Annotated in this window: 17 protein-coding genes and 2 pseudogenes; 13 read left to right on the forward strand and 6 right to left on the reverse strand. The window is 71.4% G+C overall.

Annotation, left to right across the window (positions count from 1 at the left end):
- Positions 1-15: 15 nt before the first annotated feature.
- From B3G12_RS09345 to B3G12_RS09370, 6 genes and pseudogenes are all read left to right on the forward strand, one after another.
- A complete protein-coding gene (locus B3G12_RS09345; protein ID WP_144941091.1) occupies positions 16-678 on the forward strand; it encodes an NAD(P)-binding oxidoreductase in 663 nt (220 codons plus the stop codon).
- A gap of 87 nt (positions 679-765) precedes the next feature.
- Entirely contained in the window at positions 766-1,104 is a 339-nt protein-coding gene (locus B3G12_RS09350) for an acylphosphatase (RefSeq protein ID WP_144941089.1), read from the forward strand.
- A 312-nt stretch (positions 1,105-1,416) separates the two neighbouring features.
- A pseudogene (locus tag B3G12_RS12400) lies at positions 1,417-1,533 on the forward strand (hypothetical protein); the annotation flags it as partial.
- A 284-nt stretch (positions 1,534-1,817) separates the two neighbouring features.
- Positions 1,818-2,531, forward strand: a pseudogene (locus B3G12_RS09360) (pyruvate kinase).
- Positions 2,532-2,607: 76 nt separating this feature from the next.
- Positions 2,608-3,447 carry a di- and tripeptidase gene (locus tag B3G12_RS09365; RefSeq protein ID WP_290500035.1) on the forward strand — a complete coding sequence of 280 codons (840 nt, stop codon included), beginning with the start codon at positions 2,608-2,610 and terminating at the stop codon, positions 3,445-3,447.
- Between the two features lie 236 nt (positions 3,448-3,683).
- Positions 3,684-4,352: a glycerophosphodiester phosphodiesterase gene (locus B3G12_RS09370; RefSeq protein WP_349678122.1), complete on the forward strand. Its 669-nt coding sequence runs from the start codon at positions 3,684-3,686 to the stop codon at positions 4,350-4,352.
- A 134-nt stretch (positions 4,353-4,486) separates the two neighbouring features.
- On the opposite strand, the gene purB is transcribed toward B3G12_RS09370, so the two are convergent.
- Positions 4,487-5,920: an adenylosuccinate lyase gene (gene purB, locus B3G12_RS09375; RefSeq protein ID WP_414672747.1), complete on the reverse strand. Its 1,434-nt coding sequence runs from the start codon at positions 5,918-5,920 to the stop codon at positions 4,487-4,489.
- Between the two features lie 189 nt (positions 5,921-6,109).
- Here purB and B3G12_RS09380 point away from each other — a divergent pair, with 189 nt between their 5' ends.
- The 6 genes from B3G12_RS09380 (at position 6,110) to B3G12_RS09405 (ending at position 13,967) form a co-directional block, all read left to right on the forward strand.
- The gene (locus B3G12_RS09380) at positions 6,110-6,559 is read left to right on the forward strand and encodes a hypothetical protein (RefSeq protein WP_144941078.1); all 450 of its coding nucleotides are present in this window, start codon (positions 6,110-6,112) and stop codon (positions 6,557-6,559) included.
- 206 nt (positions 6,560-6,765) lie between these two features.
- Positions 6,766-8,811 carry a hypothetical protein gene (locus B3G12_RS09385; RefSeq protein WP_290500038.1) on the forward strand — a complete coding sequence of 682 codons (2,046 nt, stop codon included), beginning with the start codon at positions 6,766-6,768 and terminating at the stop codon, positions 8,809-8,811.
- 42 nt (positions 8,812-8,853) lie between these two features.
- Positions 8,854-10,023, forward strand: coding sequence for a histidinol-phosphate transaminase (locus B3G12_RS09390; RefSeq protein WP_290500040.1), 1,170 nt, complete (start codon positions 8,854-8,856; stop codon positions 10,021-10,023).
- A gap of 171 nt (positions 10,024-10,194) precedes the next feature.
- Entirely contained in the window at positions 10,195-11,367 is a 1,173-nt protein-coding gene (locus B3G12_RS09395) for a thiamine pyrophosphate-dependent enzyme (RefSeq protein ID WP_290500042.1), read from the forward strand.
- Positions 11,364-12,338 (forward strand): alpha-ketoacid dehydrogenase subunit beta, encoded by a 975-nt coding sequence (locus B3G12_RS09400; RefSeq protein ID WP_144941071.1) that lies wholly within the window; start codon positions 11,364-11,366, stop codon positions 12,336-12,338. Before B3G12_RS09395 ends, B3G12_RS09400 begins: the two co-directional genes overlap by 4 nt.
- Positions 12,339-12,392: 54 nt before the next feature.
- Positions 12,393-13,967, forward strand: coding sequence for a dihydrolipoamide acetyltransferase family protein (locus B3G12_RS09405; RefSeq protein ID WP_144941069.1), 1,575 nt, complete (start codon positions 12,393-12,395; stop codon positions 13,965-13,967).
- Positions 13,968-13,976: 9 nt separating this feature from the next.
- On the opposite strand, the gene B3G12_RS09410 is transcribed toward B3G12_RS09405, so the two are convergent.
- The 5 genes from B3G12_RS09410 to B3G12_RS09430 all read right to left on the reverse strand — a co-directional run bounded on the left by B3G12_RS09410 (position 13,977) and on the right by B3G12_RS09430 (position 18,992).
- Positions 13,977-14,693, reverse strand: coding sequence for a DNA-3-methyladenine glycosylase I (locus tag B3G12_RS09410; protein ID WP_144941067.1), 717 nt, complete (start codon positions 14,691-14,693; stop codon positions 13,977-13,979).
- A gap of 107 nt (positions 14,694-14,800) precedes the next feature.
- Positions 14,801-15,829 (reverse strand): hypothetical protein, encoded by a 1,029-nt coding sequence (locus B3G12_RS09415; RefSeq protein ID WP_145010181.1) that lies wholly within the window; start codon positions 15,827-15,829, stop codon positions 14,801-14,803.
- Entirely contained in the window at positions 15,826-17,133 is a 1,308-nt protein-coding gene (locus B3G12_RS09420) for a sensor histidine kinase (protein ID WP_145010178.1), read from the reverse strand. The genes B3G12_RS09415 and B3G12_RS09420 overlap by 4 nt, the downstream gene beginning before the upstream one ends.
- A 19-nt stretch (positions 17,134-17,152) precedes the next feature.
- Positions 17,153-17,869 carry a response regulator transcription factor gene (locus B3G12_RS09425; RefSeq protein ID WP_144941061.1) on the reverse strand — a complete coding sequence of 239 codons (717 nt, stop codon included), beginning with the start codon at positions 17,867-17,869 and terminating at the stop codon, positions 17,153-17,155.
- A 58-nt stretch (positions 17,870-17,927) separates the two neighbouring features.
- Entirely contained in the window at positions 17,928-18,992 is a 1,065-nt protein-coding gene (locus B3G12_RS09430; RefSeq protein WP_290500049.1) for a hypothetical protein, read from the reverse strand.
- 174 nt (positions 18,993-19,166) lie between these two features.
- Here B3G12_RS09430 and B3G12_RS09435 point away from each other — a divergent pair, with 174 nt between their 5' ends.
- Entirely contained in the window at positions 19,167-20,876 is a 1,710-nt protein-coding gene (locus B3G12_RS09435) for a long-chain-fatty-acid--CoA ligase (RefSeq protein WP_145010172.1), read from the forward strand.
- Positions 20,877-20,922 lie beyond the last annotated feature (46 nt).

The raw sequence follows: 20,922 nt of genomic DNA on the forward strand, positions 1-20,922 counted from the left end.
CAGGAAGGACCAGCAATGTCTGAGATCACGATCATCGGCGGCCACGGCAAGGTGGCGCTGCAGCTGAGCCGTCTGCTCTCGACCCAGGGGGACACAGTGCGCTCCGTCATCCGCAAGGAGGAGCAGAGCGAGGACGTGGAGAACACGGGTGCCACACCCGTGGTCGCTGACGTCCAGAGCCTGGACGTGGCAGCGCTGACCGAGCTGCTCTCCGGCCAGGACGCCGTCGTGTGGTCCGCGGGTGCCGGCGGCGGGTCCCCCGAGCGCACCTACGCTGTGGACCGCGATGCCGCGATCCGCAGCATGGACGCCGCCGAGGCGGCCGGCGTGAAGCACTACGTGATGGTGTCCTACATGGGCGCGGGCCAGGACCACGGGGTGCCCGAGGACAACGACTTCTACGCCTACGCCCAGTCCAAGGCGGACGCGGACGACCACCTGCGCGCCAGCTCCCTGAACTGGACCATCCTGGGCCCGGGCATGCTCACGGACGACGACCCCTCGGGATCGATCGCCCTGGGCCGCGCCGGGGAGGACGAGAACCGGGACACCTCCCGCGGCAACGTGGCCCTCGTGGCAGCCCGGACACTCACGGACCCCAAGGGCACCACCGGTGCGTTCATCGAGTTCGCGGACGGGGAAACCCCGATCGCCGAGGCGATCGACGGTCTCGCCTGATCCCCTGAGCGAGCGGTCAGCCAAGCGGCCCGGCCCGTGCCCGTCACCGTGACGTGCACGGGCCGGGCCGTCTTCTAGGCTGGGAGCATGGAGATGCCCTCGATCCACCAGAACCCCGCGTCCGGGCGCCCTTCCGAACCCCTCGACCTCAACGAGACCATCGGGCTCAGCGCAGTGGTGCACGGCACCGTCCAGGGCGTTGGCTTCCGCCACTGGTGCTGGCAGCAGGCCCAGGAGCTCGGTCTCGTGGGCTCCGCGACGAACAACGACGACGGCACGGTGACCGTCGTCGCCGAGGGGCCCCGGTGGGCCGCCGGGGAGTTCCTGCAGGCGCTGATCTCCCGGGACACCCCGGGCGCCGTGATCACGGTGGACGAGCACTTCGGCCCCGCAACCCACTCCTACACCGAGTTCAGCACGCACTGACGGGCAGTCTCCCCTTCACCCGCCGTTGGCCCGGGTGAGCTGCCGTGGACGTGGCCGCGCGCCGTCGTGCCGGGGCCACGGCCGGAAGGGGAGCCCCATGACGGCAGCGAAAACCGGACAACAGAGGCAGCCGGTGCAGCGCCGACACCCGGCACAGCACAGGCACGCGCCGAACGGGCCGCCGCGTTCCTGTTGCGCGTGGTCGGGCTGCTCGGACCGACGCCGGAGGGACACGGAACCCGCACCATGGTCACGTTGCCCTGTGAGGTGGCCACGGACACCGGCCTCGTCCGTTGCCTGGTGGCCGCCGGAATGGACGTGGCACGGATCAACTGCGCGCACGACGGCCCGGCACGGTGTACGCGCATGGTCGAGCACCTGCGGGCAGCGGCCGCGGAGCAGGGACGGGACCTGCGCATTGCGATGGACCTCGCCGGACCCAAAGTCCGTACAGGTCCGCTGCAGCCAGGTCCCCGCGTGGCCGGGATCAAGCCGCAGCGCAAGGCCACCGGTCACGTGCTGAGCCCGGTTCGGCTGTGGCTCGGCTCGTCCGCACCCGGGGACGACGGTGTCGCCTGCGTTCCTGTGGGCCCCGCACGGTGGCTCGCGCGGCACCGCCCGGGGGACCGCCTCCACCTGCGGGACGCCAGGGGCCCGCGAGCATTGGCCGCACCGTGCCCGAAGCCTTCCGCGACGCCCGGGTGGGGCACCGGGTGCTGCTCGACGACGGCAGGCTGGGCAGTGTCGCCACCGCCGTGGGCCCCGGGACGATGGACGTGGAGACCACCCGGGCGGCGCCCGGCGGCAGCAGACTCTCGGCGGAGAAGGGCATCGACTTCCTGGACACCGACCTCCTCATCCCCTCCTTGACGGCGCGGGACCGGGAGGACCTGCGCTTCGTGGCCCGTCATGCGGACATCGTGAACATGTCGTTCGTGCGCCGGGCACGGGACGTCGCAGACCTCCTGGCCGAACTGGAGGCGCTGGAGGCCCACGGCCTGGACGTGACCCCGAGGAACGAAACCGTGGGCGGTTTCGAGCAGCTGCCCATGATGCTGCTGGAGGCCAGGCACTGCTAGGACTGCGGGGTGATGACCGCGCGCGGGGACCTCGCGGTCGACACCGGATTTGAGCAGATGGCAGACGTCCAGGAGGAGATCCTGTGGCTGTGCCAGGCCGTGCACGTGCCGATCGTGTGGGCCACCCAGGTGCTCGAAAGCCTGGCGAAGAACGGGATCCCCTCCCGTGCAGAGATCGCCGACGCCGCCCAGGGCCAGCGCACGGAGTGCGTGATGCTCAACAAGGGCACCTGCGTCGTCGAGGCCGTCCGGACGCTCTCCTTCGTGCTGGAGCGGGTGTGCGGGAACGCGTTTAAGAAGACGGACCTGCTGAGGGCGCCGCACGCGTGGGCCGATTTCGTGCGCTGAGCGAACCGCGCCCCGCGCAACGCTCAGGGCGCTGTGGAATAGTGGACGTGATGTTCTCGGCGGGATCCGCCGGGCAATGACTACCCGTGTCGAGGAGTGGACGTCGATGGGCCAGAATCCCCTGAACAAGGCATTTGACAAGGACGGAAAGCCCAAACCCGGGGTGAACAAGTTCCTGGACCACGCACTGCGCATCCAGCAGCCCTGGGTGGTCAAAATGCTCAAGCACGAGCGTCGGCAGCACCCGGACGCGACCCCCGAGGAGATCGCCCGACGCGCCCAGAAGATCTACGTCCGATCGGTGACCGTGGGCGGTGGGGCCGTGGGTGCGACCGCCGCCGTCCCCGGGATCGGAACCATCGCCTCCGTCGGGCTCTCCTCGGCGGCCGTGGCCGGGTACCTCGAGGCCACCGCACTCTACGCGCAGGCCGTCGCCGAGCTGCACGGCATCGAGCCCAGCGACGAGCAGCAGAACCGGACCATGATCATGGCGCTGATGCTCGGAGAGGACGGCAACGCTCTGATGGGCCAGCTGCTCGCCAACTCCTCCACGAGCAAGAACCTCACGGGCAAGTGGGGGCTGATGCTGGGCAAGTCGCCCGCCGACTCCAAGAAGTTCGACGTGGGCCGCACCATCCGCAGCATGTTTGTCAAGCGGTTCCTGGCCCGTCAGACCGGCGCGGTACTGGGCCGCGCCCTCCCCTTCGGCCTCGGCGCCGTGGTGGGTGGCGGTGCCAACCTCGCGATGGCCCGCCAGGTGGTCAAGGCCACCGACGAGGCCTTCGGGGGGTTCCCCGCCACGTTCCCGGCAAACCTGGAGGTGCAGGAGCGCGCCGAGAAGTTCAGGGACGGTGCCACGGCGTCCGATCAGCAGGCTCTGGACTCCGGGCCAACGGACCGCAAGAAGCGCAAGTAGTGCGGAGTTGAGCCTGTACGGCTGGCTCTGCGCGGCCTGCTGAACGTGCACGGTGCCCCGGGGCGGTCTCGACCTCCCGGGGCACCGTGCTGGCCGGGGCGGGGGTGTCTCCGTGGCTCGGTTCCTCCGGGGCCGCGAGCTGGGGACCGGGATCCGGCCCCGGGGCACCCGCTCGGGGCAACGGCGTCGTCGACCCGTTCGACACGGCACCCCGTGCGGCTCGTACGCTGGGACGCGTGGCACACGCACCTCTCCCGTCTTCCGCACCCCCGCTCCTGTACGCGCACCGCGGCTCCTCCGCCAGCTATCCCGAACTGACCCGGGCCGTCTTCGTCGAGGCGCTGGCGGACGGAGCGGACGGCGTGGAGTGCGACGTCCACCTCACGCGCGACGGGTACCTCGTCCTGCACCACGACGACCAGCTGGGGCGCACCTCGGACGGCAGCGGCGCGCTCGCCGAGCACACGCTCGAGCAGCTGCGGGCGCTGGACTACACGTCCTGGAAGGGAGTGGGGATCCCGGCCACCCACGGCCTCGCCCACGAGCAGCTGATGTCCCTGGATGAGCTGCTGGACCTCCTGCTCGCCGCCGGCCGACCAGTGGGGCTCGCCGTGGAGACGAAGCACCCCAGCCCCCGCGGGCAGGGTCTCGAGGAGGCGTTGCTCGTGCTCCTCGAACGCCGGGGCTGGGATCCAGACAGCGGCTGGCTCGGCAGCGTCCGTGTCTCGATCATGAGCTTCAACGCCGACGCAGTGCGTCACCTCCTGGAGAGGGTCGCACCGCAGAACGTGTGCCAGCTGCTGGACGAGGACTCCGGTGCGCAGGCGCGGGAGAACCTCGTGGCTGGGCCGCTCGTCGGGCCTGGAATCGCCTTCGTGCGGTCCCACCTCTCCGAGGTGGAGTAGTGGTTGCGCGACGGAGCGGTGCTGCGCGTGTGGACCGTCGACACCGTCGAGGACACGCGGGCGTGCCTGGGCCTGGGGGTCCAGCAGATCACCACGAACGTGCCGCGCACCATGAGGGCGCGGCTCACGGGGGATCAGTCGCCGAACTCGTCCACGAGCTCCTCTGCCAGGCCTGTGTAGCCGCCGGGGGTGAGCTCGCTCAGACGCCGAGCGGTCGCCTCGGAGAGGCCCAGTCCCGCGATGAACCCGCGCATGCGCGCTGCGTCCACGCGGTGTCCCCGGGTGAGCTCCTTGAGCCGCTCGTAGGGGTTGTCCATGCCCTCGCGACCCGCGATGGCCTCGGCGCGCATGGCGGTCTGAACAGCCTCGCCGAGCACCTCCCAGTTGCCGTCGAGGTCCGCGGCCAGGGTCTCCTCGGCCACGTCCAGGCGGTCCAGGCCCTTCACCACGTTGGAGATGGCCAGCAGGGAGTGGCCGAACGCCACCCCGATGTTGCGCTGGGAGGACGAGTCCGTGAGGTCACGCTGCCACCGTGAGGTCACGAGCGTGGCGGCGAGGGTGTCCAGCAGCGAGCACGAGATCTCGGCGTTGGCCTCGGCGTTCTCGAAGCGGATGGGGTTGACCTTGTGCGGCATGGTCGAGGAGCCGGTGGCGCCCTCCACCGGGATCTGCTGGAAGTAGCCGATCGAGATGTAGGACCACACGTCCGTGCACAGGTTGTGCAGGATCCTGTTGAACCGGGAGAGGTCCGCGTAGAGCTCGGCCTGCCAGTCGTGGGACTCGATCTGCGTGGTCAGCGGGTTCCACGTGAGCCCGAGGCCCCTGACGAAGGTCCGGGAGATCTGCGGCCAGTCGGTGTCCGGCGCGGCGGCGGTGTGGGCCGCAAAGGTTCCCGTGGCGCCGTTGATCTTCCCCAGGAACGTGGTGCCCTCGATGCGCCGCAACTGCCGCTCGAAGCGGTGGGCGAAGACGGCGAGCTCCTTGCCCAGGGTGGTGGGTGTGGCCGGCTGGCCGTGCGTGTGGGAGAGCATGGGAGTGGCCTTCGTCTCTCGGGCCATCTGCCAGACCGCCGCCACGAGACCGCGGGCGGCGGGCAGCCACGCCTGCTCGACGGCGTCCTTCACGCCCAGTGCGTAGGAGAGGTTGTTGATGTCCTCGGAGGTGCACGCGAAGTGCACGAGCGGGGTCAGGTGCTCCAGGCCGAGCTCCGGCAGCCGGCGGCCGATGTAGTACTCCACGGCCTTCACGTCGTGCACGGTCACGGCCTCGAGCTCGGCGAGCTCGGCCACGGAGGCGGCGTCGAAGGAAGTGACCAGAGCGCGCAGGCCTGCCTTCTGCTCCTCGCTCAGGGGCTCCAGGCCCGGCAGGGCGCGCTGCTCGCACAGGTGGATGAACCACTCGACCTCCACGTGCACCCGCTCGCGGTTCAGCGCCGCCTCCGAGAGGAAGTCCACCAGCACGGCGGTCTGCGGACGGTAGCGGCCGTCCAGCGGCCCCAGCGCGATGGCGGGTTCCTGCTGGCCCAGGGCCACTCGTCCGGACGGGAGGGTCTGCGCGGTGTTCGACATGGCCCTCATTCTTCCATGCCGGTTCCGCGCACGGCGGCGGCGATCGCCCTCCACAGCCACGTTCCACGGCCGCCGGGCTCCGTGCCCGTGCACACGCACCGGTCGCCGCCCAGGCCGTCCCGGCACGCTTCCTAGCCTGGGTCCTTGACGCCGTCCGGATCCGCGGCCGGTGCCGGAAAGGAACCGCTCATGACACCCCTCGCGAGCTCGGCGCCGCCCGGTGCGAGCCCCTGGACCCTCGCCGGTCTGGTCCACGAACGGCTCAGCAGTCTCGCCGCCCGGTACGAGGCCGCCGCGGAGCACCTCGACGCCCTCGCCGCCCGGCTCGCGGAACTTGCACGGGCGGACGGTTGGGCCGGTCCGGGTTCGCGTGCCTTCACGGCGTGGGTGCAGCGCCACGGTCAGGACACCCGGGGGAAGGCGGAGCAGTGCCGGGAAGTTGCCGATCTCGTGCGGCAGACGGCGAGCATGCTCGGGCAGCGGATCCAGGACGTGGAGTCGGTCCTGGATCTCGGCGGGCCCCTGACCGGTGCACTCACCGCGGTGCTCGGTCCCGTGGCTCTGGGCGCGGGACTGGGCTCGGGACTGGGCTCGGGAATGAACGTGGGAATGGGCGCTGGCCTCGGAGCGTCGACGTGAGCGCGCCTCAGCCCACCCGCGTGCCCGGGGAGGATGACACACGCCCGGGCACCTCGGCGGACACGGAAAGAGGCGCCGAGACGGGCACTGACACCAGCAATGAGTCCGGCGTCGGTACGGGCCATGAGCCGGGCACTGAAACCGGCGCTGCGGCCACCTCTGAACACCGCTCCACCCCGCTTCCCGCGCCGGACATGGCGGCGGGCGTGACCGAGGTGCACGGAACGGCCGAGGACCTCCAGGGCGTGCTCTTCGCCGAGGGCACGGGGCCACGTCCCGCGGCGGAGGGCTTCGAGGACGCCGACGCCGTGGCGGCGGCCGTGGAGGGGGCGGCCACGAGCATGGAGGTCTCCGGCGGGGTCGTCGGGACCGGAACCGACGGCGCGGGCGGTGTGCGGGTGGACACCACCGCGATCGCGGCGCTCGCCAGTGCCCTCTCCGGTGTTGCCACGGACCTGTGCTTCGCGCTCGCGGGCATGGCGCCCCTGGCCGCCGAACTGGAGCTGTGGTCGCTGAGCGGACAACCCCAGGCAGTGCACGCCGCCGCGCTCGCGGGGCTGGTGGCGGTGGACCTGCTGGGCGTGGGCGAGGGCGTCGCCGCAACCGGGGGCAGGCTGCTGCTCGCCCAGCTGCGGTACGCGGCCCTGGAGGACGTCCTCACCGGGGCGTTCTCGCGTGCCGCGCTGGATACGCCGCTGGGTGCCGTGGGCAGCTCCGTGGCGCGCGAGGTGTGCCGCACCGCGGAGGACGTGGACGTCGCACTCGCCCGGGCGGGCATCGGCTCACCCGAGGAGTTCGGCCGCAAGGTCGAGTTCACAGCATTCGGAGTCGTCGTGCGGGGCGGTGGCCCCCGCGGTACGGATGCCCTGATCCGGGGAATCGGGCTGGACGACATCGCGGACGCCGCGTTGCGCGTCCCCCTCGGCGGGACAGGATCAGGGGTGGCGGACGACGCCCCGGACGGCACCGCCCCGGGCCCCCACCCACCCGCAACGGGAGCGGCGGACACTGGCGCCGCGGGCACGGAAGCCGGCCGGGCGACGTCGTCGGGCGGCCTGACACTGGGCCAGTACCTTCGGTTCCGGGCCGTCGAGATGCTGAGTGGGTACGGTCGCCCCGAAGGTGGTGCCCACCACGCAGCGGGCGGGGCAGTGGAAGGAACGGCAGGCGGGGCGGCGGGCGCGGGGGAGAAGGACGTCCTCGCGGCCGTCGGTGGGATCCTGGCGCCGGTGGTGGCCGCCTTGATGCTGGATGCCCCGGGCATCCCGCGCTGGTACACCGCGTGGCGCACGGGGCGGCGGCTGCGCCCCGCAGAGGTCGCGGAGCGCGCGGTCACGGACAACCTACGGCCCTGGCTCACCGCACAGGCGCTGAAGCCCGCCACCCGGGAGGTATTCACCGCGCTCACCCCGGCCAACGCGGCGGCGCACCGCATGACGGGCATGGACCGGCGGGCCCTGCCTGCCGGCATCGAGAACCCCGGGACGATCCCCACTACAGTCGCCGGAACGGCCGCAGCCCTCAAGGACGCGAAGAACATCGTCTCCGGCGCCGGTCCGGACGGGACGCCCGTGGAGAACAGCACCGTGATGGTGCAGAAGGCCGTCGACGAGCAGGGCCGCCGTACGTTCTCGGTGGTGCTCACGGGCACGGAGGAGTGGGTGGACAGCCCGGGCGTGCACGATCTCAAGGGGATTGCGGAGGGGATGACGGCCCGGGTGGACGCCCCGCTCACCGAGCTGCCGCAGGCTCAGCGGATGGCGGTGCAGGCCCTGCAGGACGCCGGGATCCAGGAGGGGGACGCCGTGGTGCTCTCCGGCCACAGCCTCGGCGGGATCGACGCCGCCGGGCTCGCCGCGAACACGCAGTTCCGGGAGCGCTACTACGTCGAAGCCGTGACCACGTATGGCGCGCCGGTGGGGGACTTCGCGATCCCGGAGTCCACGTCCGTGATGGCGGTGGAGCACGTGGACGACGTCGTGCCCGCACTGGACGGGGTGGCGAACCCGGACTCGGGGCACCGCTCCACAGTGCGGCTCAGCACTGCCTACCCCTTGGCGCTGACCGGGGAGGCCGGATTCACCGGCGTGGGGGCGCACGACATGAACCTCTACGCCGTGGGGTCCCAGGGGATCTCGCAGTCCCACCACCCGGCGGTCGCCGCCCACGAGCAGCGGCTCGCGGACGTGGTCCCCCACGGGCCGGGCACGCGCACCGAGACCTACGTCTACGAGGGCTGGGAGGAGCACTGAGCACACAGGTTCCCGGCAGGGGCGGGCGCTAGCATGACAGCTATGGAACATTCCACGTCCGCCCAGGTACCGTCGGATCTCCCGCGGGACACCACGTGCATCACCCCGCGCGCGGCACTCGGCAGACTCCCCGCGTACGCGGCCGGCAAGCCGGCCAGCGAGGTGCCGGGGCTCGTGGCCTACAAGCTCGCGTCCAACGAGAACCCCTTCGGCGCCGTGCCCGCCGTGCGTGAGGCGCTCGCCTCGTTCGCGGACGTCAACCGCTACCCGGACCCCACCGCCACAGCGCTGAGGGAGGCGCTGGCCGAGCACCTGGACGTCCCGGCGGAGGACGTGGTGGCCGGAGCGGGCAGCCTCGGTGCCCTGAACCAGCTCCTCGCGGCGTTCGCCGGCACGGGGGAGGATGGTCAGCCGGATGAGGTCGTCTACGCGTGGCGCTCGTTCGAGGCCTACCCCATCTCGGTCGGGCTCGCCGGGGCCGCCAGCGTGCAGGTCCCCAACCTGCCGGACGGCTCTCACGACCTCGACGCCATGGCCGCCGCCGTGACCGAGCGGACCCGCGTGATCCTGCTGTGCACGCCCAACAACCCCACAGGCCCCAGCCTGCGCGACGAGGCCGTGCGGGAATTCCTGGCTAAGGTGCCCCCGCACGTGGTGGTGGTGGTCGACGAGGCCTACACCGAGTTCCAGCGCCTGGTCGGTCTCGCCAACGGGATCGACCTCTACCGTGAGCATCCCAACGTCGTGTCCCTGCGCACCTTCTCCAAGGCCCACGGGCTGGCCGGGCTGCGCGTGGGCTACACCGTGGCCCAGCAGAACGTCACGCGCCACCTGCGTCAGAGCGCGCCCGCGTTCTCCGTCACCGAGGTGGCGCAGCTGGCCGCTGTGGCGTCGGTGAAGAGCATCGAGCAGGTGGATGAGCGCGTCGAGCAGCTCGTGGCCGAGCGGGAAAGGGTGCTGCGCGGGCTCACGGAGCTGGGATGGCAGTACCCTGAGACGCAGGCGAACTTCGTGTGGCTGCCGCTCGGGGAGCACAGCGAGCAGTTCTCACGGGCGTGCGACGAGAAAGCCCTGTCCGTGCGCAGGTTCGGCGCGGAGGGGGTGCGGGTGAGTTTCGGGGAGCCGGAGGCCAACACACGGTTCCTGGAACTGTGCGCCTCGTTCCCGCACCTCAGCACCATGCCAGCCCCGCAGCAGACGGCGGACTGCTGAGGGCTGCGGCCCGCGAGGACCCCATGACCACGAAGACGCCGAGACCGTGACGAGCACCGAGCGCCCCCGGACCACCACGGGCGCCGGGACGGACGCGCACCGCGGCCACCCGCAGCCGTGGCCGGAACGGAAGGGCCGGGCGTGACGACAGCAGAAGGATCGAGACCCCAGATGGCACCACCCACCCCCACAAACGAGGCGCAGGCCACGCTGCCGCGCCACCAGCTGCTGGATGAGCGCGGCGTCGTCCGCGAGGACCCGAAGCTCTCCCCGTACGCGGCGGACCTCTCGCTCGAGGACCTGCACCACCTGTACCGGTCCATGACCCTCGCCCGCCGTGTGGACGAGGAGGGCACCTCGCTGCAGCGCCAGGGGCAGCTGGTGCTCTGGGTCCCGCTGCGGGGCCAGGAGGCGGCGCAGGTCGGTTCGGTGTGGCCCACACGGCCCACCGACCGGCTCTTTCCTTCCTACCGCGAGCACGCGGCGGCCTTTGAGCGGGGGATCCGCCCAGCGGACCTGATGCGGCTGTTCCGCGGCATCACGGCCGGGGGCTGGGACCCGGAGGAGTACCAGATGAACCTCTACACCATGGTCCTCGCCGCCCAGGTTCCCCACGCGGTGGGCTACGCCATGGGGACCGCGCTGGACCGCAGGGCCGCGGGGAGCGCGGGAAATCCGCCCACCACGGAGCCGGAGGCGGTCGTCGCGTACTTCGGGGACGGCGCAAGCACCGAGGGCGAGATCCACGAGTCCATGGTCTTCGCGGCCTCCTACGACGCCCCGGTACTCTTCTTCATCCAGAACAACCAGTGGGCCATCTCGGTGCCCTTCACCACGCAGTCGCGCGTCCCCCTGGCCACGCGCGCCGCGGGCTACGGCTTCGAGGGGTTACGCGTGGACGGCAACGATGTCCTGGGGGTCGTGGCGGCCACGCGCTACGCGCTCGAGAAGATCCGCGCAGGGGAGGGCCCCGTGCTGATCGAGGCCGAGACCTACAGGATGGGAGCCCACACCACGGCGGACGACCCCACCAAGTACAGGGAGCGGGACGAGGAGGACGAATGGGGCCACCTCGATCCCATCGACCGGCTGCGGTCCCACCTCCGCACCCACCACGGGGTCGAGGACGAGTTCTTCGAGGCCGTGGCGCGGGAGAACGACGACGCCGCGCAGCAGCTGCGTGCCGAGGTCCTCGCCATGGAGCCGCCCACCTTCGAGGAGTCGTTCGGCAAGGCCTACGCCGAACCGCACTCGCTCGTGAGCGCCGAACGGGCCGAGTACCTGGACTACCAGGCCGGCTTCACCCCGGCGCAGGACACCGAGACCGGAGGGACCGGCGCATGACACAGCTGACCGTGGCCAAGGCCATCAACGCCGGGCTCGCACGGGCCATGGAGGAGAACACCAAGGTCATGCTCATGGGGGAGGACATCGGCTCCCTGGGTGGCGTGTACCGCGTGACGGAGGGGCTGAAGACCCGTTTCGGCGCCCACCGCGTGCTCGACACCCCGCTCGGCGAGGCCGGGATCGTGGGCACCGCCGTGGGGCTCGCGGAGCGCGGCTACCGGCCTGTGTGCGAGATCCAGTTCGACGGGTTCACGTTCCCGGCGTTCAACCAGATCACCACCCAGCTGGCCAAGATCCACGCTCGCTCGGACGGCAGGCTCACGGTGCCCGTGACCATCCGCATCCCCTACGGAGGGGTCATCGGCTCTGTGGAGCACCACTCGGAGTCCCCGGAGGCGCTGTTCGCGCACACTGCCGGGCTGCGGATCCTCGCCCCCTCCAACGCGCAGGACGCCTACTGGATGTCCCAGCAGGCCATCCAGTGCGACGACCCCGTGATCATCTTCGAGCCAAAGCGCCGCTACTGGCTCAAGGGCGACGTGGACGAGACGACCTCCCCGGGGGACCCGTTCAGCGCCGCCGTGATCCGTGAGGGCCACGAGGCCACGGTGGTCGCGTGGGGCCCGCTCGTGCCGGTGGCGCTCGCCGCGGCGCAGGCGGCCCAGGAGGACGGACGCAGCGTGGAGGTCATCGACCTGCGCAGCCTCTCGCCGGTGGACTTCGACACCGTGACGGCTTCCGTGCGCAAGACGGGCCGCCTGGTGATCGCCCACGAGGCCCCGACCTTCGGGGGGCTGGGCGGGGAGATCGCCGCGCGCGTCACCGAGCGGGCCTTCTACTCGCTCGAAGCACCCGTGCTGCGAGTGGGCTCCTACCACCTTCCGTATCCTCCCGCCGCTGTGGAGGACCACTACGTCCCGGACCTGGACCGAGTGCTCGAGGCACTCGACCGGTCCTTCGCCTACTAGAGCAGTCGCGCCGCCGGTTCCCGGGAGGGGGCCGCAGCGCACGAGGGAGAACTCATGTCACAGGTTTTCACGCTTCCGGACGTGGGCGAGGGGCTGACCGAGGCGGACATCCTCGCCTGGAAGGTCTCCGAGGGGGACCAGGTCACGGTCAACCAGGTGCTGGTGGAGATCGAGACCGCCAAGTCCGTGGTGGAGCTGCCCTCCCCGTTCGCGGGGACCGTGCAGGAGATCATGGTGGCCGAGGGGGAGACCGTGCAGGTGGGCACCCCCATCATCGCGGTCGCCACGAGTGACGACGCCCCCGCAGGCGCGACCGATCCCGGCTACACCGGCTCGGCACCGGAGGACGGGCTCGCGGACGAGCCGGTCCCCGAGGTGCAGCGCGCGGAGGAGGACATCACCTCTGGCTCCGGCACGAGCCTGGACTCCGCCGGGGGCAAGGCGCTTGTGGGCTCCGGGCCGAAGGCGGACCCGGTGCGGCGGCGGCGTCGTACCCGCGTGGGAATGCGCACGGACGCCGAGGCGCCGCAGGGACTGAGCCAGAGCGGTGCAGCGGCCCAGAAGGCCGAGGCGGACACCAGTGTCGTGCGGAAGCAGGGCTGGGCGGACCGGCTCTCCCGCACGGGCATCGGCAGCGCCGCGGTGGACTTCGCGGAGAAGGCTGGGAAGATCCGGGACCGCAGCGAGACGTGGTGGAAGTCCCTGGACGAGCCCGCGGCGCAGCCCCCGGCCACCGCGTCCATCCCGCGGCGCCCCAACCTCGCCAAGCCCCCCGTGCGCAAGGCAGCGAAGGAGATGGGCATCGACCTCGCGGACGTGCGGGCCACCGGCGACGGCGGCCAGGTCACCAAGAGGGACCTGCTCGCCTACGCCGCCCACGAGCGGGAGGTGGAGGGCGGCCCGGACACGTTCTGGAGCGCGACCGCCCAGCCCGCGGACGCCCGTGAGGAGCGCATCCCCGTCAAGGGGGTCCGCAAGGCCACCGCGCGGAACATGGTGAAGTCCGCGTTCAGCGCCCCGCACGTGTCGATCTTCGTGGACGTGGACGCCACCCGGACCATGGAGTTCGTCAAGCGGCTCAAGGAATCCCCGCACTTCGAGGGAGTAAAGGTCACGCCCCTGCTGATCCTGGCGAGGGCCGTGATCTGGGCCGCCGCGCGCAACCCGCAGGTCAATGCCACGTGGACCGACACCGAGATCGTCATCAAGCGCTACATGAACCTCGGGATCGCCGCGGCCACGCCGCGGGGGCTGCTGGTGCCCAACATCAAGGAGGCCCAGGACCTCAGCCTGCGCGAACTGGCCATCGCGCTGCACGAACTGACGCAGACAGCTCGCGCGGGACGCACCCAGCCCGGGGACATGCAGGGCGGAACCCTGTCGATCACGAACATCGGCGCCCTGGGCATCGACACCGGCACTCCCATCATCAATCCGGGAGAGGCGGCGATCGTGGCCTTCGGGACCATCAAGCAGAAGCCGTGGGTCGTCGACGGGGACGTCGTCCCGCGCTGGATCACCACCCTGGGCGGCTCTTTCGACCACCGCGTGGTGGACGGGGACCTCTCCGCGCGCTTCATGGCGGACGTGGCCCGCATTCTGGAGGAGCCCGCGCTGCTGCTCGACTGAGCCCGGGCCTCAGCCCGTGGGCGCCTCCGGCACCGCTCGGAAGCACCCCAGCACATGACCGGGTGCGCGGCCCGTGCGCTCGAGCCACCGGTGTGCCGTCACCGGCCCCACCAGCCCGATGCCGTGTCCGCGCAGCACCAGTGCGAGACGTCGCGACGCCGCGGTGCTGTCCGGGAGGTCCAGCGCGGTCTCGGGTGCCGGGCCCGGCGCGGGGACCTCGGCCTCCTCGAGCACGTCCTGCCAGTCGGAGAACTCCCAGTCCTGGCACGCGCGGGCGTTGCGGACCACTGCCTCGATCTTGGCGCGGTTGCGGATGAGCTCTGGGACGTCGAGGAGGTCGTCCACGTCGTCGTCGTCGAACAGCGCCACTCGGCGCGGGTCCAGGCCGGCCATGTTCAGGTGCCACGCGTCGTGCCGGGCGGCCTGGGACCAGCGGGCGAGGCCCGAATCCACGAGTTCCAGGGTGAGGGCGGCGAAGTATCCCCTGGCGCTCGTGGGAGTGGTGCCCCAGCCCTGGTCGTGGTCGGTCAGGGCGCCCACGGTGGCCGGTGACCACGGGCACCGGCTCACCCCGTCCCCGCACAGGACGGCTCGCAGCGCCGTCCGCGCCAGGCCCGCGGGCGCGAGGAGGTCCCCGAGCGCGGGGGGCTCCCCGGACGGGGGCAGGCCCACGTCCTGCGGCGGCAGGGACAGAGGATCGAGGGAGTCAGGCTGCGAAGTCGTCATGGCGCAACGCTAGGGTCGGCGCGCCCGCCAGCGGGCAGGGAGCGGGGCGCCTGTGGATCCAGCGCCCCGCGGAGGATGCCGCGGCGCCGCTGTGCAGTGCGCCCGCATCAGAAGACGGAGACCGTCCCGGTGCCGTCCGCGATCTCCACCGCCACGGGGTCGTCGTCCGGGTTCTCGGAGTCGTGCACGATGAACACCGCGGTCGGATCGCCTTCCGGCAGCGCGCGCACCGTGATGATGCCCGTCCGCGCCTGGGCGATGATCTCGGCGAGCTGCCGGGCAGTGGCCTCCATGACGGCGGGAGACGGTGCGCAGCCCCGCTCGTCCAGGATGTCCACGGTGAGACCGCGAGCACGGGCCGCACGGGTCATCTCGAGGACGTGGGGGGAGGCGATCGAACGGCCGCGGATGCTGTCGCGCAGCTGGGCCTCGGTGAGCCGGAACTGCTGGGCATCGTAGTCGGTGACGGGGGAGGTATCCTGGGCGATCCGCTCCAGCAGCCCGCCGGCGAGCCTGCGGACCTCGTCCACACGCCTGCTGGAGGCCTGGCGCATCCCCGTCTCGGCCTCGTCGCGCGAGCGCGCGGTCTCGAGGATTCTGCGGGTGTCCTCCTGGCGGAGCATGAACTCGTTGTACTGCCGTTCCACCATCCAGGTCACGAGCAGCACGGCGGCACCAACCACGTGGTAGGCCTCCACGGGGCGAAGCACGCCGTCCGTCACGGGCCAGCGCAGCACCGAGAGGACCGTGACACCGAGCCACACGGTCCACGCCCATCCCGGGCGCAGGCGCATCCCCAGGGCGAAGAGGACCGCGATGAACCCCAGGTGGAACCAGGGGGCCTGCCCGGCGTCGAGCGTCACGGGGGTGGCCGCATACCCCTGCTGCGCCGCCAGCAGGAACAGGCCGCTCACGAGGGCGGTGGGCACCAGGGGGAAGCGGTGGCCGTTCCACGGGGGCAGGGCCACCAGCAGGCCGGAGAGGGTGTAGGCGAGCATCGAGACCACGAACGCCCCCTGACGTCCCGCGGAGGCCTCGAAGTGCCCCAGTGCGGCCACGAAGGGCGCGGAGAACGCGGCCAGGACGATGAGCCGCATGTAGCGGTGCGCGAAGGCCTCGCGCTTCACCGTGCTCATGCCGTGGCGTCCTTTGGCCACGTCAGTGTCACCCGCGTGCCCCGCCCGGGCGCGGTGTCGAGGTCCACGGCGCCGCCGATCGCCTCGATGTTCTCCACGATGGACACGCGCACGCCCAGCCTGCGGCCGGGGATGTCGTGGTAGTTGAAGCCCCGGCCGTCGTCGCTGATGGTGAAGCGCAGGTAGAAGCCTTCGGGGTTGATCCTGGTGGGCTCGCACAGCGCGCCCTCCATGGACACCGTGGTCAGTTCGCTGCCCGAGTGGCGGGCGCTGTTGGACACGGCCTCGGTGACCGCCTGGGTGAGCCCGTGCGCCACGTACGCGGGGACGAAAACCCGGGGCTCGCCCACCGGGCGCATGGGTCCTCGGAGGTTGGTGAACCGCACCCGGGAGCGCCAGGGGGCCAGAGCGTCCATGAGCTCGTCCATGAGCACGTGCACCATCACGGTGTGCGAACCGGTGGAGCGGCTGGACTCCTCCGCCAGCACGTCCAGCGCCCGGGAGGCGAGCTGGCGGGTCTGCCGGGACAGCGGGCCCCGGGACCGGGAGGCGTCGAGCAGGGCGGCCATGACGTTGTCGTGGATGAGCCGGTCGATGCGCTCCTGGTCCGCGGTCTCCGAGCGGTTGCGGCGCATGGCCAGGGTCTGGGAGAGGGCTTCCGCGTAGTCGATGTCCAACTTCTCCACACCCCGCTTGCCCACGGCAAGCACCACGACGAGCATGAACCCGAAGACCATCCGGGAGAGCCCTGCGGCGAGCCAGGGCTCCGCGCTGTCCTCCACGGTGATCACGCGTGAGGCGATCACCGCGTAGACGGACTCGAGCAGCACCATGTACAGCACCGCGGCTCTGGGGCTCCACAGCACCGCGGCGGCGCCCACGGCCAGGATGATGAAGCCGGAGATCCACGGGTTCTGCGGCATGGACCTGCCGGTCCATGCGAGCGGCAGCGCGAAGATCCCCGCCGCCACTACCGCGGTGTAGGCCACGAAAACCCAGGGACGCACCGAGTGCCGCAGGCCGTAGAGCAGGGTGAACCCGGTGAGCACCGCGAGCGCCAGCACGAACACCGCGTACCAGTCCCGCAGCGACTGCTGCTGCTGGGCGTAGATCGGCAGCACCTCGATGAGGTGGGCCACTCCGAAGACGCCGAACCCGATCATCGCGAGATAGTGGGCGCGGTACGTGTAAAGACCCAGCTCCCCCGGCGCGATGGTGGCGAAGAACCGCTTCCACCGCAGCCGGACGTTGACCCGCCGGTACGAGAGCGCCCTGCGCGTGACAGACCTCTCGCGTGCACTCATGCGGGGGGCCGGACTCGGGTCACAGCTTCTTCTCGGCGCTGGTGACGTCGTCCTCCGGGTCCACCAGCCCGTCCTCGATCGCGCGGATGCGCAGGTCGATCTTGGTGGGCGCGGGCCGCCCGATGCGGGCGTACTTCTCCCGGATGCGGTCGATGTTGGTCTTCACCGCGGACTGCTTGATGCCCATCCGCCGGGCCACCTGGACCTGGGCGAACCCTGAGGCGTAGAGCCGCAGAGTCTCGCGCTCGCGCGGGGACAGCGCCGCCCTGGAGAACTCGACGTCGCCGTCGATCGCGGCGGCGAGCTCCTTGGTGATCACCGGTTTGCCGTCCGCGATGGCGCGCGCCTCCTCGATCGCGTGCTCGAGGGGGTCCGACTTGCGGACCAGCCCCAGCGCACCCGCGCGCAGCGCCTCGCGGATCAGACCGGCGTTCTCCCCGATGCTGAAGATCAGCACCTTCATGCCCGCGCTGCGCAGCCGCTCCACGTTGGTGGCGGGGCGCGACTTGTCCGCGAGCGAGAGGTCCAGCAGGACGACGTCGCACTCGATCCGCTTGGCCCCCTGTGCCGTGAGCGCGGGATTCTCCGGGTCTCTCCCCAGCTGGTCCAGCAGCGTGGACACGGAATCCGAGGACCCCACGAGTTTGACGTCCGCGAGTGATGTCATGGACACCAGCCGAACACCTTCGCGAACCACTTCATGATCGTCGACAACCGCGACGAGTGTTGAAGGCATAGCAAGTTCCTCCGTACTCCCCTGTGAGGACCCAGCCCAGGCCCTCGACAGGCAAAGTCTACTCGCTCAGTGCATTCGAAACCGTCCACGCGTCCACTTTGCGGTGGTACCGCATTCCCCAGATTCCGCCCAGGAGAGCGGCCACGAGACCGAGCACGAGCAGCCCCGCGACGGCCACGAGACCAACCCCCGGATCACTGCCGAGCAGCTCCTGGGCCGTCCACCAGCCTGCACCGAGACCAGCGGTCCCCGCGCCGAGCAGGACAGCCACGGACACCACGGCGCGCGCGAGCAGCGCCCACAGCCACACGCCCATGCCCTGGGCCACCCCGGAGAACCTGCCCATGCGCCCGGCCGTGTATCCCCCGGCGAGCATGGAGAGGAACTCGACTCCTCCCGCCACGGCCACGGCGGCCCACAGGAGGCCCGTCCCAGGTTCGCGCCAGGCGCGGGAGAGTGCGTCCCCGGCGCCAGCGGTGGTGTCGACGCCGAAGCCGGGTGCCGTCAGCGCGGCGACGGCCAGGAGAACGGCCGCCAGGCCGACGGCCACGAGCAACCCCATGAGCCCCGGCAGCACCTGCAGGCCGCCGAAGCGCCGCTTCTGCCTTCCGCGCAGCTCCTCCGCACTCGGCCGGCGCAGCGCGGTGACACCGTCCGGGCGCACCGCCGGGCGCATGGTGTCCCACGCGGCCTCGGCCGAGATCCGCTCCTGCGGACGGGTCAGGTGGTCGTCGCCCACGGGCCCGGCCGCCGCGGAGTCGGCGTCCCGGGGGTGCAGCCTGCCGGAAGCCACGCCGGTGCGTCCGGTGCGCGGCGCGGTGGCCGACGTCGACGACGACGTCGCGCGGGCGGCGTCGTCGGCCACGGCCGGGACCGCCGCGGTGGGGGCGGTGTGCGCACCCGGCGCGTGCTGCTGCGTCCTCCGGGGTCGGGAGCTCGCAACGTCCTCGCCAGCGGTTCCGCCGCCGGGGATCCCGGACCGTCCTGCGGCGGTGGGGCGGGGCAGGGGTCGGGTGGTGTCGTCCTCCGGGGACCGCCCCGCGGCGGGCGTCCGGTCCGTCCAGGGCGCCGCGCCGTCGTCGAACGGGTCGCGGGCTGAGGGGCGGGCTGAGGAGGGGGACATGCGGGGGCCTCGTTTCGGCGGGAGATCCGGTGGCGGGTTCCCCGAAGTCTACCGAGGTGGCCCCATCCTCGTGGGCCCACGGCGGAGCCCCGTGCGGCGGGAGCGGGCCGTCACGGAGGAGGACGCAACGCGGGTTCCATGCGTCAGAAAGGACGGACGGGTAACCTCGCACACATGTCTGTTGCGAATTCCCGAGACTTCCTGGCAGCCCGACCGTGGACAGCGAGCTACGACTCGGGGGTGCCCCGTGACCTGGACCTGCCCGAGACGTCGCTGGTGCACATGCTCGAGAAGTCCGTGGCCCGCCACGGGGCCAAGACCGCCGTGGAGTTCTTCGGCGCCGGGATGACCTACGCGCAACTAGGCGAGCAGGTCCAGCGGGCGGCCGAGGGGCTGCGGATCATGGGGGTCCAGGCGGGGGATCGCGTGGCACTCGTGCTGCCCAACTGCCCCCAGCACATCGTGGCGTTCTACGCGGTGCTACGCCTGGGGGCGATCGTGGTGGAGCACAACCCCCTCTACACGGCACCGGAGCTGCGCCATCAGTTCGAGGACCACGGTGCACGCGTGGTGATTGCGTGGGACAAGATCGCCACCTCGATCACCCGGATGCCCAAGGACCTCGCCGTGGAGCACGTGGTGGCCGTGGACATCACCGAGAGCATGTCGACCCTGATGCGGCTCGGGCTGCGGCTGCCGCTGAAGAAGCTCGCGGAGCAGCGCCGGGAGCTGACCCAGCCTGCGCCGGGGGCGATCCCGTGGCGGACGCTGGCTTCCCACGAACCGCTGCGCGCGGACCACCCCCGTCCCGTGGCGCAGGACATCGCCCTGCTGCAGTACACCTCCGGCACCACCGGCACTCCCAAGGGCGCCATGCTCAGCCACCGCAACCTCGAGTCCAACGCGCTCATGGGCCAGCACTGGCTGGAGAGCTCCTCGGACGAGGTCGTCTACGGCGTGCTGCCCCTCTTCCACGCCTTCGGTCTCACGCTCGGTCTCACGTTCGCCATGTCCCTGGGCGCCAAGCTCGTGCTGTTCCCCACCGTGCGCGGAGACCTCATCCTGCGTGCGATGAGGAAGAGCATGCCCACGGTGCTGCCCGCCGTGCCGCCCGTGTACCAGAAGGTGCTCGACGCCGCCGCGGAGAAGGGTGTGGACCTCACCGGGATCCGCGTGGCCGTCTCCGGCGCCATGACGCTGCCCGTTCCCCTCGTAGACACCTGGGAAGATGCCACGGGCGGCATGCTCATCGAGGGCTACGGACTCACCGAGTGCTCGCCCCTGGTGGCGTGCAACCCCCTCAACGAGCACCGCCGCGCAGGCTCGATCGGCATCCCCTTCCCGAGCACCGACATCCGCATGGTCGACCCCGGCACCGGCGAGGACGTCCCGCTGGATGCGGAGGGCGAGCTTCTGGTCAAGGGCCCGCAGGTCACCCGCGGCTACTGGAAGCGCCCCCAGGAGACGGCCGAGCTGTTCACAGAGGACGGCTGGCTGCGCACGGGGGATATCGTCATGGTGGACGAGGACGGCTTCCTGCGCGTGGTGGACCGCATCAAGGAGGTCATCATCACCGGAGGCTTCAACGTGGCACCCACCGAGGTGGAGACGGCCCTGAAGCTGCACGACGCCGTGGCCGACGCCGCGGTGGTGGGCATCCCCGGTTCGGACGGCAACGAGACCGTGGTGGCCGCGGTGGTTCTGGAGCCCGGTGTGGAGCTGGACGAGGCGGCTCTGCGGCAGCACTGCTACCACAAGGTGACCCGCTACAAGGTTCCCCGCCGCATCGTCGCCATGGAGGACCTCCCGCGCACGATGCTCGGCAAGACCCTGCGCCGGGCGGTCAAGGAGGAGATCCTGGAGAAGAAGCTCCTCGACTCCTGACACGAGGTTCGCGGGGGCGGGCGCACGCGCACCGGCGCGGTGCCGA

The sequence above is a fragment of the Kocuria sp. UBA5001 genome (assembly GCF_002398425.1).
GTDB classification, from domain to species: domain Bacteria; phylum Actinomycetota; class Actinomycetes; order Actinomycetales; family Micrococcaceae; genus Kocuria; species Kocuria salsicia.